The organism is Rhizobium sp. P1_C7 (genome assembly GCF_056406295.1).
The window spans coordinates 142182-155842 of record NZ_JBFUAL010000001.1; the positions used below are offsets into that span (position 1 = coordinate 142182).

The 13661-nt window shown below is 60.3% G+C and carries 16 protein-coding genes; 7 read left to right on the top strand and 9 right to left on the bottom strand.

Annotated elements, in window-relative coordinates; all coding sequences use genetic code 11:
• Positions 1 to 107: 107 nt before the first annotated feature.
• Entirely contained in the window at positions 108 to 620 is a 513-nt protein-coding gene (locus AC1D2R_RS00705) for an A24 family peptidase (RefSeq protein WP_477963780.1), read from the bottom strand.
• A gap of 95 nt (positions 621 to 715) precedes the next feature.
• A complete protein-coding gene (locus AC1D2R_RS00710) occupies positions 716 to 913 on the bottom strand; it encodes a Flp family type IVb pilin (RefSeq protein WP_477963782.1) in 198 nt (65 codons plus the stop codon).
• A 389-nt stretch (positions 914 to 1302) separates the two neighbouring features.
• On the opposite strand from AC1D2R_RS00710, the gene AC1D2R_RS00715 reads away from it, so the two are divergent.
• From AC1D2R_RS00715 to AC1D2R_RS00745, 7 genes are all read left to right on the top strand, one after another.
• A complete protein-coding gene (locus AC1D2R_RS00715) occupies positions 1303 to 1707 on the top strand; it encodes a pilus assembly protein N-terminal domain-containing protein (protein ID WP_477963784.1) in 405 nt (134 codons plus the stop codon).
• 107 nt (positions 1708 to 1814) lie between these two features.
• Positions 1815 to 2432 carry a TadE/TadG family type IV pilus assembly protein gene (locus AC1D2R_RS00720; protein WP_477963786.1) on the top strand — a complete coding sequence of 206 codons (618 nt, stop codon included), beginning with the start codon at positions 1815 to 1817 and terminating at the stop codon, positions 2430 to 2432.
• Positions 2432 to 3007 carry a TadE/TadG family type IV pilus assembly protein gene (locus AC1D2R_RS00725; protein WP_477963788.1) on the top strand — a complete coding sequence of 192 codons (576 nt, stop codon included), beginning with the start codon at positions 2432 to 2434 and terminating at the stop codon, positions 3005 to 3007. The genes AC1D2R_RS00720 and AC1D2R_RS00725 overlap by 1 nt, the downstream gene beginning before the upstream one ends.
• A 107-nt stretch (positions 3008 to 3114) precedes the next feature.
• On the top strand, positions 3115 to 4335 hold the full coding sequence (locus AC1D2R_RS00730; RefSeq protein WP_477963790.1) for a phosphopentomutase: 1221 nt from the start codon (positions 3115 to 3117) through the stop codon (positions 4333 to 4335).
• Positions 4332 to 5300 carry an adenosine deaminase gene (locus AC1D2R_RS00735; RefSeq protein ID WP_477963792.1) on the top strand — a complete coding sequence of 323 codons (969 nt, stop codon included), beginning with the start codon at positions 4332 to 4334 and terminating at the stop codon, positions 5298 to 5300. Before AC1D2R_RS00730 ends, AC1D2R_RS00735 begins: the two co-directional genes overlap by 4 nt.
• Positions 5301 to 5408: 108 nt before the next feature.
• The gene (upp, locus tag AC1D2R_RS00740) at positions 5409 to 6038 is read left to right on the top strand and encodes a uracil phosphoribosyltransferase (RefSeq protein ID WP_037062786.1); all 630 of its coding nucleotides are present in this window, start codon (positions 5409 to 5411) and stop codon (positions 6036 to 6038) included.
• A 149-nt stretch (positions 6039 to 6187) separates the two neighbouring features.
• Complete coding sequence (locus AC1D2R_RS00745; protein WP_477963794.1) at positions 6188 to 6721, top strand: TIGR02281 family clan AA aspartic protease; 534 nt, start codon at positions 6188 to 6190, stop codon at positions 6719 to 6721.
• A gap of 4 nt (positions 6722 to 6725) precedes the next feature.
• Here AC1D2R_RS00745 and deoA read toward each other — a convergent pair whose 3' ends face one another.
• From deoA to AC1D2R_RS00780, 7 genes are read right to left on the bottom strand one after another with little or no spacing between them, the layout of a single operon-like run.
• Entirely contained in the window at positions 6726 to 8033 is a 1308-nt protein-coding gene (deoA, locus tag AC1D2R_RS00750; RefSeq protein WP_477963796.1) for a thymidine phosphorylase, read from the bottom strand.
• Position 8034: 1 nt separating this feature from the next.
• A complete protein-coding gene (deoC, locus tag AC1D2R_RS00755) occupies positions 8035 to 8811 on the bottom strand; it encodes a deoxyribose-phosphate aldolase (protein WP_477963798.1) in 777 nt (258 codons plus the stop codon).
• Positions 8808 to 9614, bottom strand: coding sequence for a purine-nucleoside phosphorylase (locus AC1D2R_RS00760; RefSeq protein ID WP_477963800.1), 807 nt, complete (start codon positions 9612 to 9614; stop codon positions 8808 to 8810). The genes deoC and AC1D2R_RS00760 overlap by 4 nt, the downstream gene beginning before the upstream one ends.
• Positions 9611 to 10000, bottom strand: coding sequence for a cytidine deaminase (locus AC1D2R_RS00765; protein ID WP_477963802.1), 390 nt, complete (start codon positions 9998 to 10000; stop codon positions 9611 to 9613). The genes AC1D2R_RS00760 and AC1D2R_RS00765 overlap by 4 nt, the downstream gene beginning before the upstream one ends.
• 4 nt (positions 10001 to 10004) lie before the next feature.
• Positions 10005 to 10976, bottom strand: coding sequence for an ABC transporter permease (locus AC1D2R_RS00770; RefSeq protein ID WP_477963804.1), 972 nt, complete (start codon positions 10974 to 10976; stop codon positions 10005 to 10007).
• 12 nt (positions 10977 to 10988) lie between these two features.
• Positions 10989 to 12092 carry an ABC transporter permease gene (locus tag AC1D2R_RS00775; protein ID WP_037062768.1) on the bottom strand — a complete coding sequence of 368 codons (1104 nt, stop codon included), beginning with the start codon at positions 12090 to 12092 and terminating at the stop codon, positions 10989 to 10991.
• Positions 12093 to 12099: 7 nt separating this feature from the next.
• Positions 12100 to 13611 (bottom strand): ABC transporter ATP-binding protein, encoded by a 1512-nt coding sequence (locus AC1D2R_RS00780; protein WP_477963806.1) that lies wholly within the window; start codon positions 13609 to 13611, stop codon positions 12100 to 12102.
• Positions 13612 to 13661 lie beyond the last annotated feature (50 nt).

Here is a 13661-nt window from a genome sequence, read left to right on the forward strand (position 1 = left end):
CGTTCCCCGGAGATTCGAGATATTCGATCCGGAGAATGGACTGCAATTGGTGTAATTATAGTTAACGAAAGGCTTCGATCTTAGGTTAACCGAGGCTTAATTTGCCTTTACTTCAGGCTCTGCAGCGCAGCCAGGAACAACGGGCTCGATGGGAAGGCCATGAAGCCGCCGATCGCGATCGCGATTCCGTACGGGATCTTCTTGGCAAGGAGAATGGAACTGGGAACAGGCAGGCCAATCGCCAGAATGATGTTTGCCTGCGCGCGTACGATCAGGATCAGCAAAGTCGCAGCACCGCCCATGATGCCGACATAGGCCAGGAACTCGACAAGCGACTGATTGAAGCCGAACCAGAGCGATGTGGCGGCCAGCAGCTTTGCATCGCCTCCGCCCATGATGTTCGTCGCGAAGAGCGCGAAGCAGACGGCAAAGACGGCGAAGGCGCCACCGAGATGGGCGCCGATCTCGGAAAGCGGGACCCCGACAATTGGCGCTATTGCGAAGAAAGAAAGGACAAGAATGATCGATGCCCGGTTGGGGATCGTCATCGTGAACAGATCGGAGAATGCCGCGACGGCAAGGCATAGCGGGAAGACCACGAAGATTGCAGCTGCGGCCATTCTCATGCTCCATCAGGAGAAAGGCCCACGGCCGTTTGCCAGTGAGCCCTTCAGAAATATACTCGTGTTCAAGCTCGGCCGTTAGGCTGCCTGCATCACGGCAAGGTAGCCGGAGCTTGCTTCCCGGCTTGGTCCATTGTCACGGACAGGTTGTTGAACATTATGTTCAGTTTGCTGCCTAGCGCGGTAGCGCCGGTGATCAGTGCTACGGAAATGAGCGCTGCGATCAGGCCGTATTCAATTGCGGTCGCGCCGGATTCGTCCTTGAGAAAACGGCTTACAAGCTTGGTCATGATAACTCCTAACTCCAGTTGATGTTCAGCACGTCCGCCAACTGTTTGCCGTTGATCGGATTGGGCCAACCTAGCGAACCGCTCTTTCCATCAACTTAAAGAATTGGGTTACCGATCTGTAAACACAGTGAAGTGTTGGACGATGGTAAGTATCTGTTTTCGAAACATCGTAAAAATTTAAGTAATCGCCCTGGACCATATTGAAAAGAGCGTCCCGGTTGCTTGGCGATAGGCATGAAGGGTTATCATGCGCCGAAAGCCTGATGATGTTGATTCCTATATGAGGCGCAAAGGCCTATTCGTTGATGAATCGCAGCGGAATTAAAGCTTCGTTCACCATTTTTTCTCATGCTGTCGACAAGTTCCGTTGAGATCGTGAAAGAGAGCCAATGTCTTCGAGCGGCAAAAGGATATTCCTCGCCGGCATTCTTGCCGCCCTCGGCATTTGCGATTCGGCGTTTGCCCAGCAACAGGACATGCTGCGGGTCTATATGGATCAGGCGCGCGTGTTAAAGCTTGACCGGCCGGTGAGCAAGGTCATCATCGGCAATGCCAAGGTTGCGGATGCGACCGTTGCCGACGCGAGGACGATCGTTCTCACCGGGCGTAGCTTCGGCAGCACCAACCTTGTCCTGCTCGACGCCGACGGCAATGCGATCCTCGACCAGAGCATTCTGGTGTCTATCGACGAAGCCAACACCGTCAGGGTATTTCGCCAGACGGAGCGCACCGTCCTGTCCTGCACTCCCAACTGCGAGCAGCACAGCGATACCACGGCGGCTGCCAGCCCCTGAAACGCTTGGGGGGAAGCCTCTTCGTTAAACTCTTGAACCGGCTTGAAACGGAAAATCAACGAACGCCGCTTACAAGTGCGTAATCGAAGCTGTCTCGGATGCAGGCCATGGTGGAACCGGATCAAGCAGCGGAACTGGTCGATCTGCGTGGCTGCACGCGGCGGCGACCACTGGCCGCTTTCGCACGTTCGCGTGACGGGACAGCCGCAATTGAATTTGCGCTGCTCGCGATTCCTTATTTCATGGTGATATTCGCCATCATCGAGACGTTCATCGCCTTTGCCGGCGAACAGCTTGTTTCCAACGCCGTGGATACGCTGAGCCGCAAGATACGAACGGGCCAGATTACGTTGGCAAATACAGACCGCACGGCCTTTCGCACGGCATTCTGCAGCGAGGTCTCCATTCTGATCAGATGCTCTACGACGGAAGCCGCAACACCCAACAAGCTCTATGTCGATGTTCAGAAGTTCGCGACATTCGCGGCTATTCCAACCACCATTCCCAGGGTTTCCACGGCTGCCGATGCAGATATCAAAACCTCGGCTTTCCAGTATGCGCCGGGTGGTGCCGGCACGATCAACATGGTTCGCGCCTACTACCGCTGGCAGGTCCTCGCTGACCTGATCCGCCCCTACATCACCAATGTCAAACCCACCGACGGCTCCTCGGCCTACTTTTTGATTGTCGCTACGGCGGCGTTCCAAAACGAGCAGTATCCGTGATGGCCCCGCAGAATATGCTCAAGAGAATTCGAGCGCTTTGCCTGCGGTTCGCCGGCGACAGGGAGGGCGTTGGCGCAATCGAGTTTGCGATCCTCTTCCCGATCCTCGTGATGCTCTACGTCGGCGCCTTCGAGATCACGATCGGTCTCAGCATCAGCAAGCGGGCTGCCCGGTCGTCTGCGGCGATCGCCGATGTCGTGACGCAGCAAAAGTCGGTGACGAAGGCCTGGCTCGACGACATGCCGTCCGTCGCCGCGGCGATCTTCGCACCCTACGGCACGACCGGTCTGACCGTGAAGATTACTGGCATCGGCATCGATGCAACGGCAAATCCGACGGTGAAATGGTCCTGGCAACAGGACAAGACGAGGCCTTATGCGGTCAATTCTGCGGTGACGATCCCTTCGGACTTGAAGAAGGCCGATACCTTCCTCGTCCGCACCGAGCTCAGCGTGCCTTACAAGCTTTTCCTTTTTGCTCCCAATCTGATGCCGAACGAGAGCACCTTGACGATCAGCCGCACCTATTTCTATCGCCAGCGTCAGGGCGTTAGTGTCCCTTGCACCGATTGCTGACCTCCAGCCCGCCGACCGTAATATTTGCCAATCGGCGTTCATCGCTATAATCCTGATTGTGACGAGCCCGCGATGCGGCACGTCGTCCTGCGTCTCTCGGGTGAAACATGCCGCGTGCTTTTCTTTTCGTTCTGGATTCCTTTGGTGTCGGCGGCGCACCGGACGCTGCGACCTATGGAGACGAAGGCGCAGATACGCTCGGGCATATAGCCGAATTCTGCGCTGCCGGGGCTGCTGATCGAGACGGGCTGCGTGCTGGACCCTTACGGCTGCCGAATATGTCCGCGCTTGGGCTTCTCCACTTGGCAAAGGGGGCTTCCGGGCGATTTCCCCAGGGAATGCCGGTCCCGGAAAAGCTCTACGGAATATTCGGTTCCGCCAGCGAGGTGTCGCGCGGCAAGGACACACCCTCCGGTCATTGGGAGATTTCGGGCACCCCCGTGACATTTGATTGGGGATATTTCCCAACCGAGGGCGATGCATTTCCTACCGAGTTTATCGAAGCGCTGTGTACTGCAGCAGATGTGCCCGGCATACTCGGCAATTGTCACGCTTCGGGCACGGACATCATTACCCGCCATGGCGAGGAGCACATTCGGACAGGCAAGCCGATCTGCTACACGTCGTCCGACTCCGTCTTCCAGGTTGCCGCGCACGAGACCCATTTCGGCCTCGACAGGCTGATGACGTTCTGCACCATCGCACGCGCCCTGCTCGACCCGATGAACATCGGGCGAGTGATCGCCCGCCCATTCGTCGGCGAAACGCCGGCAAGGTTTGAACGCACCGGAAATCGTCGCGATTTCTCCGTTCCTCCGCCCGAGCCGACGCTGCTCGATCGCCTCGTGAAGGAAGGCCGCTCGGTCCACGCCGTGGGAAAGATCGGCGATATCTTTGCGCATCAGGGCGTGTCGCGTGTCATCAAGGCCAACGGCAATCAGGCTCTGATGGACGCTACGCTGCAGGCCATGGACACAGCCGAAGACGGCGATCTGGTTTTCACCAATTTCGTCGATTTCGACATGGTCTACGGCCACCGCCGCGACGTCCCGGGCTATGCGGCGGCGCTCGAGGCCTTCGACGCCCGTCTGCCTGAGGTCGGCGGCAAGCTGAAACCTGGCGATCTCGTAATTCTGACAGCCGATCACGGCTGCGATCCGACGTGGCGCGGCACCGACCATACGCGGGAGCGTGTTCCGATTATTGCCTACGGCCCCGGCCTCGGCTCGCGTGACATCGGGATCCGCCGCACCTATGCCGATATCGGCGAAACGATTGCACGGCACCTGCGTATTCCAACGGGGCCGCACGGGAGAAGCTTTTTATGACAGCGCATTTGAAGAAGGTCGAGCTGCACTGCCATCTGGAGGGTGCTGCACCTCCGGCGCTCACCTTGGCGCAGGCCCGCAAGTACAACATCGACATAAGCGCCTACCTCAGCGAGGGCGTCTACGTCTGGCATGATTTCGCAAGCTTCCTGCAATGCTATGACAAGATTTCCGAGGTCTACAAGACGGAGGAAGACTACGCGCTGCTGACTGAAACTTATCTTGATGAGCTCGCTGGTATCGGGACCATATATAGCGAGCTCATCGTCTCGCCGGACCATGGAAAGCGCATCGGCCTGGGCGCAGATGCGTACATATCAGGTGTCTGCGAAGGCATTCGCCGCGCCAAGGCGGCCGGCGGGATCGAAGCGCGGCTGATCGTCACCGGTGAGCGTCATTTCGGCCCGGAAAGCGTCGTGGGCGCAGCAGAGTATGCAGCGAGGGCGCAGAACCCGCTGATCACCGGTTTCAATCTTGCCGGCGAGGAGCGAATGGGCCGCGTTGCCGATTACAGCAGGGCTTTCGATATTGCTCGGGACGCTGGGCTGGGCCTCACCATTCATGCCGGCGAAGTCTGTGGCGCTTTCAGCGTAGCGGACGCCCTTGATGTCGTGCACCCATCACGTATTGGCCATGGCGTGCGCGCCATCGAGGATGCCGAGCTGGTGATGCGCCTTGCGGACCAAGGAACTGTTCTGGAGGTCTGTCCTGGCTCCAACATCGCGCTCAACGTCTTTCCGGATTTCCCGTCCCATCCATTGCGGCGTCTGAAGGAGGCTGGTGTGCGGGTGACCATCAGCTCGGACGATCCGCCGTTTTTCCACACCTCGCTCGAGCGCGAGTATGACCTTGCTGCAGGGGTCTTTGCGTTCAGCGACGCCGAAATCGACGAGATGACGCGGACCGGCATCCAAGCGGCATTCGTCGACGAGGCCACGCGCAAGGCGCTTCTTGCTCGTCTTTAGGCGGTTGAGACTGGGGATCTGCATTGCAAAACGCCCTCCGCTCTTGCGGCGGAGGCGATTTCCATGAAAGAAACATCCGATAAGAACAGCTAAAGAAAGGGCTCGGCCATGGACGGCGTTACGGTCATCGATCATCCGCTTGTGCAGCACAAACTCACCATCATGCGGCGCAAGGAGACATCGACCGGCAGCTTCCGCCGCCTGCTGCGCGAAATCTCCACACTGCTCTGCTATGAAGTGACGCGCGATCTCGAGTTGACGATGGAAACGATCGAGACGCCGATGCAGACGATGCAGTCTCCGATCCTGGAAGGCAAGAAGCTGGTGTTCGCGTCGATCCTGCGTGCCGGTAACGGCCTGCTGGAGGGCATGCTCGATCTGGTGCCTTCGGCACGCGTCTCCCATATCGGCGTCTATCGCGATCACGACACCCTGCAGCCGGTCGAATACTATTTCAAGGCACCGGAAGATATCTCCGAACGCCTGATCATTGTCGTCGATCCGATGCTTGCGACCGGCAATTCGTCCATCGCCGCGATCGAGAAGCTCAAGGAGCGCGGGGCGCACAACATTCGCTTCCTCTGCCTGCTGGCGGCCCCCGAGGGTATCAGGAACTTCCGCGAAGCCCATCCCGATGTCCCAGTTTTCACGGCTTCAATCGATAGCCATTTGAACGAAAAGGGCTACATCGTCCCCGGCCTCGGTGATGCCGGCGACCGTATGTACGGCACGAAATAATCTGACTTTATCAACAGGTAAATGGCCCGGAACGAAGCTCCGGGCCACATGTTTTCCCTGTATTAGCAACTTATCAGCAATTTTGGTGTAGCTGCTAGAGACATGGCCTCGCATGATGCGCGGTTTATACAGGAAGGATTTCTGTTTCCATGCTCGTGCGTACTGTCATATTCGCAAGCATCGCTGCGGTGTTTGCCACACAGGTTCCATCCTTCCTGGCAACCGACCGGACCCGGCCCGAGGGGCCCGTTTCCGCGAATTTTGTTTCCGGCTCGATTGAACCTGCGCAAGCGCCCACCATCGGTTCCGCCAGCGGAACAATGCACCTTCGCGCAGATGCCCAGGGACATTACACGGGCGACTTCAGGATCAACGGCAAGACGGTGCAGGGCATGATCGATACCGGCGCGACCTATGTAGCGCTGAACGAAAGCCTGGCGAGACGCCTTGGTTATGCGGCCAATCAGCTTGATTTTCGTTATGCTGTGAATACGGCGAACGGACAGACCAAGGCTGCGCATGTGACGCTCGATCGTGTCGAGATCGGGGGCATCCGTGTTCGCGATGTCGAAGCCTTCGTGTTGAAGGACGACGCCCTTTCCTCCACGCTGGTCGGCATGAGCTTCCTGCAGAAGCTCGCCTCCTATTCGGTCGCGGATGGATCCCTCAGCCTGAAGCAGTGACCCTTCAGAGCCGCGCGGAAATGACTGCGGGCAGCGCAGGTTGGCTGTCGCCGATCCCGTAGTTGGCGCCAAGCGCCGACATCGCAGCCTCTGCCGCGCTCTCGTCGGCCGCGTGCACCATCCCGATAGGATCGCCGCACTCGACATATGTGCCGAGCGGCAGAAGATCTGAGAAGCCGACACGATGATCGATCCTGTCGCTTGGGTGCCGACGTCCGCCACCGAGGTCTATGACACGCATGCCGATTTCGCGGGCATCGCAGGCGCAAAGCCAGCCAGACCGCGGTGCAGGTACGGGCCGGATGCACGGCGCTCGCACCAGATAGGCGTCCGGTCGCTCCAGAAGATCCGATGGTCCGCCGAGCACATGCACCATGCGCGCGAAGACGTCCCCCGCCTTCCCGGACGACAGGGCCTCGGCGGCTCTCTCATTGCCTTCATCAGGCGAGGCAACGATGCCGGAGCTCGCCAGCATTTCGGCCGCAAAGGCGAGCACGATCGTTTCCAGCCGCGTTCCCTTCTTTCGTCCTGCCAGAAAATCGAGGCAATTTCTGATTTCAACCACATTGCCGGCGGCGTCGGCAAGCGGCTCGTTCATGTCGGTGATCAGCGCCGATGTTTTCACGCCTGCGCCGTTGGCCACTTCGACAAGCGATTGTGCCAGCGCCAGGGCGTCGCTGCGCTCGGACATGAAGGCGCCGTTGCCGACCTTGACGTCGAGCACCAGTGTCTGGAGACCTGCCGCAAGCTTCTTCGAAAGGATTGATGCGGTGATAAGCGGAATGGAATCGACGGTTGCAGTCACATCGCGCACCGCATAGAGCTTGCCGTCGGCGGGGGCTAGCGCCCCGGTCTGGCCGATGATTGCGCACCCCACATCCCTGACGGCCTTGCGAAAGAGCGTCGCGTCGGGCGTAATCGCATAGCCGGGAATGGATTCCAGCTTGTCCAACGTACCGCCCGTATGCCCAAGGCCGCGTCCGGAGATCATCGGAACGGCAAGTCCGCAGGCAGCGGCGATCGGGGCGAGCATCAGCGATACGTTGTCGCCGACGCCACCCGTCGAGTGCTTGTCGGCTATAGGCCGGTCGATATCGGCCCAGCTCAGAATATCGCCCGAGCGGGCCATCGCCGATGTCAGTGCGACAGTCTCATCGCGCGTCATTCCCTTGAACCAAACCGCCATGGCAAACGCGCCGATCTGGCCCTCGGAGAGCCTGCCGGCCGCAAGGGCCGCTATGAACGACTGTATGTCCCCCGCGGAAAGCGTATTCCCGTCCCGTTTCCGGCGGATGATCTCCTGCGGGATCATCCTAGTAGCTCGTGGCTGCCGCAGGCGTGGACTGCGTGCCGCCGAGAACTGCAAGAATATCGTCGAGTACGCCGGAAGCCCCGAAACGAAAGGTCGACGGCATCGGCCAGTCCGGCGCCATGATCGTTTCGGCAAGGCTCAGATAGAGCGCCGCGTCCGCAACCGATCCGATGCCGCCGGCTGGCTTGAAGCCGACCTTGCGGCCGCTCTGGCGGATCGCACGGAGCATGATGTCGGCGGCTTCGAGCGTCGCGTTGATAGCGACCTTGCCGGTCGATGTCTTGATGAAATCGGCGCCGGCGCCGATGGCGAGTTCCGAGGCGAGACGGATGAGTGCCGTGTCCTTGATTTCACCGGTTTCCAGAATAACCTTCAGCAGGACCGCTCCCTTGCATTCGGCGCGAACGGCCGCGACCATGTCAGTGACGGCCGTGCTGCTACCCGCCATGAATTTGCGATAGGGAATGACGAGATCGATTTCGTCGGCGCCGTCGGCAATCGCCTCGCGTGTCTCGGCTGCCACGTCGGCGATCTCCATGTCGCCGGACGGGAAGTTGACGACGGTGGCAATGCGCACCGGGTGCCCGCTCCCGAGGACGGCGCGGGCATGGGCAACGAAGCGCGGCCAGATGCAGACGGCGGCCGTATTGCCGTAGGGCGTCTGCGCGCGGGCGCACAAAGCCTCGATCTGCGCTTCCGTACAGTCGTCCTTGAGGTTGGTGAGATCAAGAAGAGACAGCGCGACGGCCGCGGTCTCCTTGAGGGAGTGGTTGCTCATTCTGTGTTTCCTCCGGCCGCGATCATCTCTTTCAGGATGGCGGCGAGACGGGCGCCGCCAATGGGCGCCATGTCCTTGGTTTCCTCGTGGCTCAGCTCTGCGCCGGTCATTCCAGCCCCATAGTTGGTGATAACGGAGGCCGCTGCAACCCTCAGGCCGAGCATTCGAGCGATGATGACCTCGGGCACCGTCGACATGCCGACAGCGTCCGCACCGAGGATGCGCGCCATGCGGATCTCGGCCGGCGTTTCGAAGCTAGGGCCGGAAAACCACATGTAGACGCCCTGCGAAAGCGGAACCTCGACCTTTTTGGCCGCGGCCCGCATGGCATCCGCCAAAGCGTTGTCGTAGGCATTCGTCAGGCCGACGAAGCGGCGATCGCTTTCCTCGCCGATCAGCGGGTTGATGCCGGAAAAGTTGATGTGGTCGGCAATCTGCATCACCGAACCGGGTGCCAGGTCTTCGCGCAGCGACCCCGCCGAATTGGTGAGGATCAGCGCCTCCACTCCAAGACCCTTCAGGACCTCGATCGGCACGCGCATCGCGCTGGCATCGCCCTTCTCATAGAAATGGACGCGGCCGGACAGCATGACCACTGGGGCGCCGCCAAGGCGGCCCGCAACAACTTCGCCCGCGTGACCGGACACCGCGCTCACCGGGAAGCCCGGCAGATCCTTGTAGGCGATCCGAACCGGGTCCGTGAGCTGGCTGACCAGCGAGCCAAGACCGGAACCGAGGACGATGCCGCAGCGCGGGGCAAGCCCGCCGAGCTTGCCGGCAAGCAGATCGAGCGCGGCTTTCATCCGAGTTCCGTCTCGAAGCTGAAGGGAAGGAGTTCTTCCATGGTCATTGTCTTCTTCACGCCGGCTTCGTCGCAGAGGTAGATTTTCGTAGCCTTGGACGCAAACTCGGAGATCTTCTGGCGGCAGCCGCCGCAAGGCGGGCAGAGCGGCAGCTTCTCTGCTATGACGGCCATCTCGATGATTTTCCTGGCGCCACCCATGATCATCGCGCTGATCGCCGTCGGCTCGGCACACCAGCCCTGCGGGAAAGAGAGGTTCTCGATATTGGCGCCGGTATAGATCTTGCCGTCCTCGGCGCGGATGGCCGCACCGACGGGGAATTTCGAGTAGGGAGCATGGGCAAAGGCCATGGCGCCGCGGGCGGCTTCGAAAAGGTCGTGGGACATGTTCTCAACGCTCCTTGGTATAGGGGACGCCGCCGGCCTTCGGCGGCGTTGCGACGCCGATGAAGCCGGCGAGCAGGATGCAGGTAAGGACATAGGGCAGTGCCTGGAAAATCTGCACTGGCACTTCGCCGATCAGCGGCACCTGCTTGCCTTGCATGAAATTGGCCAGCGCATCGAGGAAGCCGAAGAGCAGGCAGGCGAACATGACGGGCACGGGCCTCCACTTGGCGAACACCAGCGCCGCGAGCGCGATATAGCCCTTGCCTGCGGACATGTCCTTGATGAAAGCGGCCGACTGCGCGATCGCGAGATAGGTACCGGAGAAGCCGCAAAGGATGCCGGCGCAAATAACGGCGCGGTAGCGCAGCCAGCTGACGGAGATGCCGGCCGTGTCGACTGCACCCGGGTTTTCGCCGACAGCGCGCAGACGCAGGCCGAATCGCGTGCGGTAGAGAATCCACCATGAGAACGGAACCGCCAGGAAAGCCAGATAGGTCAGGATATTGTTGCCCGAGATCACATTCGCGTAGAGTGGCCCTATGATGGGCACCTCCCGCAGTGTGTCGGCGCCCGGCAGGATGATCGGCGTAAAGCGCGCGTCCCCCGCCAGCTGCGGAGTACGCCCGCCCTGTCCGAACCAGGCTTGCCCGAGAACGATCGTGATACCTGCGACGAAGAAGTTGATGGCCACGCCGGAAATGATCTGGTTGCCGCGATTGGTGATCGACGCGAAGCCGTGCACGAAGCTGAGTGCGACCGAGCAGACGATCCCCGCACCCAGGCCGAGCCAGGCCGAGCCCGTGAGATAGGCAATGCAGGCGGCCGCGAAGGCCGAGCCGAGCATCTTGCCCTCGAGGCCGATGTCGAAAATGCCGGCACGTTCGGAGAAAAGACCAGCAAGAGCCGTGAATATCAGCGGTATCGACAGGCGTATGGTCGAGCTCAGAACGCTGAGGAAGATGTCGTAATAATCCATCGTTCGCTCTCCTTACGCGCGCTTGAACTGTTGATAGACGCGCACCAGCGCCGGGCGGAACATGTATTCCAGGGCGCCGGCAAACAGGATGACGAGACCCTGGATCACCAGGATCATCTCGCGAGTGATGTTCGGCATTTCGAAGGAAATCCAGTCGCCGCCCTGATAGAGGATACCGAACAGGATGGCAGACAGAACTATCCCGACCGGATGGTTCCGGCCCATCAGCGAGACCGCGATTCCGACGAAGCCGGCGCCGCCGACGAATTCCACCTGCAGGCGGGCGGAAGAGCCCATGACGGGGTTCAGCGCCATCATGCCGGCAAGCGCGCCGGAGAGCAGCATGGCGATCATGACGGTACGGGCATAGGGGATGCCCGCGTAGGAGGCGGCACTAGGGCTGACGCCGAGCGTGCGCATCTCGAAGCCGAGCTTGGTGCGCCAGATCAGCAGCCAGACGAAATAGGAGGCGACCAGTGCGATGATGAAGGAGACGTTAAACGGAGCAGCGCCGAGTTTTGCTCCAAACATGTTCATCAGCCAGCCGAGCTTCGGCAGCTGGCCGCCTTCGAGGAAAGTCCGCGTTTCCGGCGCCATCTTGCCGGGAACGATCAGCACGTGCACCAGCAGGTAGACCATCAGCGCAGCGCCGATATAGTTGAACATAATTGTGGTGATGACGATGTGGCTGCCGCGCTTTGCCTGCAGGAAGGCCGGAATGAAGGCCCAGGCCGCACCGAAAAGGCCGGCTCCGACCACCGCGACCGGCATGGTCACATACCACGGCACGTAGCGGTCGAGCGCCAGCGCTACCAAGGCGCATCCGAGACCACCGAGATAGGCCTGGCCCTCGGAGCCGATGTTGAAGAGACCGGCGTGGATGGCAACGGCGACCGAGAGGCCGGTGAAGATGAAACTGGTGGCGTAATACAGCGTGAAGCCGATGCCTTCGCCGCTGCCCAGCGCGCCTTCGATCAGAAGCGACAGGGCTGCCAGCGGGCTTTCGCCGATAAGCCAGACGACAAATCCGGAAATCAGGAAGGCGACGACGAGGTTCAGGATCGGAATGAGGCCGTAGTTGATCCAGTTTGGAAGCGGGACGGAAGCAGTGCTCATTGAGGCCTCACGCGGCAATGCCGGCCATCATCAGGCCGAGGGTCTGTTCACCGGCATCGGGCGTCTTCTCGCCGACCACGTGGCCGGCAAACATGACAAGGATACGGTCTGAAAGGGCGCGGATTTCGTCGAGTTCGACGGAGACGAGCAAGATGGCCTTGCCCGCGTCGCGCATCTCGATGATCCGGCGGTGAATGAACTCGATGGCGCCGATATCGACGCCGCGGGTCGGTTGGCCGATGATCAGCGCCGTCGGATCGCGCTCGATTTCTCGCGCGACGACGATCTTCTGCTGGTTGCCGCCGGAAAAGTTCGCCGTCTTCAACCGCGGATTCGGCGGGCGGATATCGTATTTCTCGATCTTTTCCATGGCGTCCTTGCGGATCGCCTCCAGATCGAGCAGCGGACCCTTGCTGTAGGCCGAATTGCGGTGATAGCCGAGTACGGAGTTTTCGTACTCCTCGAACTTCAGCACCAGGCCCATATGATGGCGGTCTTCGGGAATATGAGCGAGGCCGAGCTCACGAAGGCGCGCCGGATCGGCCTTGTCGATCGGCTGGCCGTCGAGCAGGACTTCGCCGGAATGCGGCTTGCGGATGCCCGCGATCGCTTCCAGGAGCTCTGACTGCCCATTGCCAGCAACGCCTGCCACACCGACGATTTCGCCGGCATGGACGTCAAACGAGACATTGTCGACCATCACCACGCCGCGGTTGTCCTTGACCGTGAGATTGCGCACGGACAGCACGACCTTGCCGGGATTGGCTTCGCCCTTCTGGACACGCAGGAGGACACGGCGACCGACCATCAGTTCTGCCAGTTCCTCGACGGTTGTTTTCGACGTCTTACGGGTCGCCACCATCTCGCCGCGGCGCATGACGGAAACCGTATCGGTGATCGCCATGATTTCGCGCAGCTTGTGGGTGATGAGAATGACCGTCTTTCCCTGGTCGCGCAGTACGCCGAGGATCTTGAACAGATGGTCCGCTTCGGCGGGGGTCAGAACGCCCGTTGGCTCGTCGAGAATGAGGATCTCGGCGCCGCGATACATGGCTTTGAGAATTTCGACGCGTTGCTGCAGGCCGACTGGGAGCTGCTCGATGACGGCGTCCGGATTGACTTCCAGCCCGTAGTCTTTCTCGAGGCGCCGCAGCTCGGACCGGGCCGACGCGACACCCCTAGCGAGAAGCGCGCCGCCCTCGGCGCCAAGCATGATGTTTTCCAGCACCGTGAAATTGTCGACCAGCATGAAGTGCTGATGCACCATGCCGATCCCGGCCGAGATGGCGGCCTGGCTATCCTTGATGGTCACGGGGGTACCGTTGACGCGGATCTCACCGCTGTCGGCGTGATAAAAACCGTAGATGATCGACATCAGTGTCGATTTTCCGGCACCGTTTTCCCCGATGATCCCGTGGATCGTGCCCTTGGCGACGGTGAGATTGATATTCTTGTTGGCGTGAACGGCACCGAATTTCTTGTCGATGCCCACGAGTTCGATAGCGGGCGTGTCTGTCACTGCAGGCTCCAAATACGAAAAGGGCGTATGGCGAAAAGATTCCACCATAC

Coding starts and splice junctions, on each gene's coding strand:
- AC1D2R_RS00770 (WP_477963804.1), bottom strand. CDS start 10,976: ATGGATTATTACGACATCTTCCTCAGCGTTCTGAGCTCGACCATACGC.
- AC1D2R_RS00705 (WP_477963780.1), bottom strand. CDS start 620: ATGGCCGCAGCTGCAATCTTCGTGGTCTTCCCGCTATGCCTTGCCGTC.
- deoC (WP_477963798.1), bottom strand. CDS start 8,811: ATGAGCAACCACTCCCTCAAGGAGACCGCGGCCGTCGCGCTGTCTCTT.
- AC1D2R_RS00745 (WP_477963794.1), top strand. CDS start 6,188: ATGCTCGTGCGTACTGTCATATTCGCAAGCATCGCTGCGGTGTTTGCC.
- AC1D2R_RS00765 (WP_477963802.1), bottom strand. CDS start 10,000: ATGTCCCACGACCTTTTCGAAGCCGCCCGCGGCGCCATGGCCTTTGCC.
- upp (WP_037062786.1), top strand. CDS start 5,409: ATGGACGGCGTTACGGTCATCGATCATCCGCTTGTGCAGCACAAACTC.
- AC1D2R_RS00715 (WP_477963784.1), top strand. CDS start 1,303: ATGTCTTCGAGCGGCAAAAGGATATTCCTCGCCGGCATTCTTGCCGCC.
- AC1D2R_RS00760 (WP_477963800.1), bottom strand. CDS start 9,614: ATGAAAGCCGCGCTCGATCTGCTTGCCGGCAAGCTCGGCGGGCTTGCC.
- deoA (WP_477963796.1), bottom strand. CDS start 8,033: ATGATCCCGCAGGAGATCATCCGCCGGAAACGGGACGGGAATACGCTT.
- AC1D2R_RS00730 (WP_477963790.1), top strand. CDS start 3,115: ATGCCGCGTGCTTTTCTTTTCGTTCTGGATTCCTTTGGTGTCGGCGGC.
- AC1D2R_RS00735 (WP_477963792.1), top strand. CDS start 4,332: ATGACAGCGCATTTGAAGAAGGTCGAGCTGCACTGCCATCTGGAGGGT.
- AC1D2R_RS00775 (WP_037062768.1), bottom strand. CDS start 12,092: ATGAGCACTGCTTCCGTCCCGCTTCCAAACTGGATCAACTACGGCCTC.
- AC1D2R_RS00725 (WP_477963788.1), top strand. CDS start 2,432: ATGGCCCCGCAGAATATGCTCAAGAGAATTCGAGCGCTTTGCCTGCGG.
- AC1D2R_RS00720 (WP_477963786.1), top strand. CDS start 1,815: ATGGTGGAACCGGATCAAGCAGCGGAACTGGTCGATCTGCGTGGCTGC.
- AC1D2R_RS00710 (WP_477963782.1), bottom strand. CDS start 913: ATGACCAAGCTTGTAAGCCGTTTTCTCAAGGACGAATCCGGCGCGACC.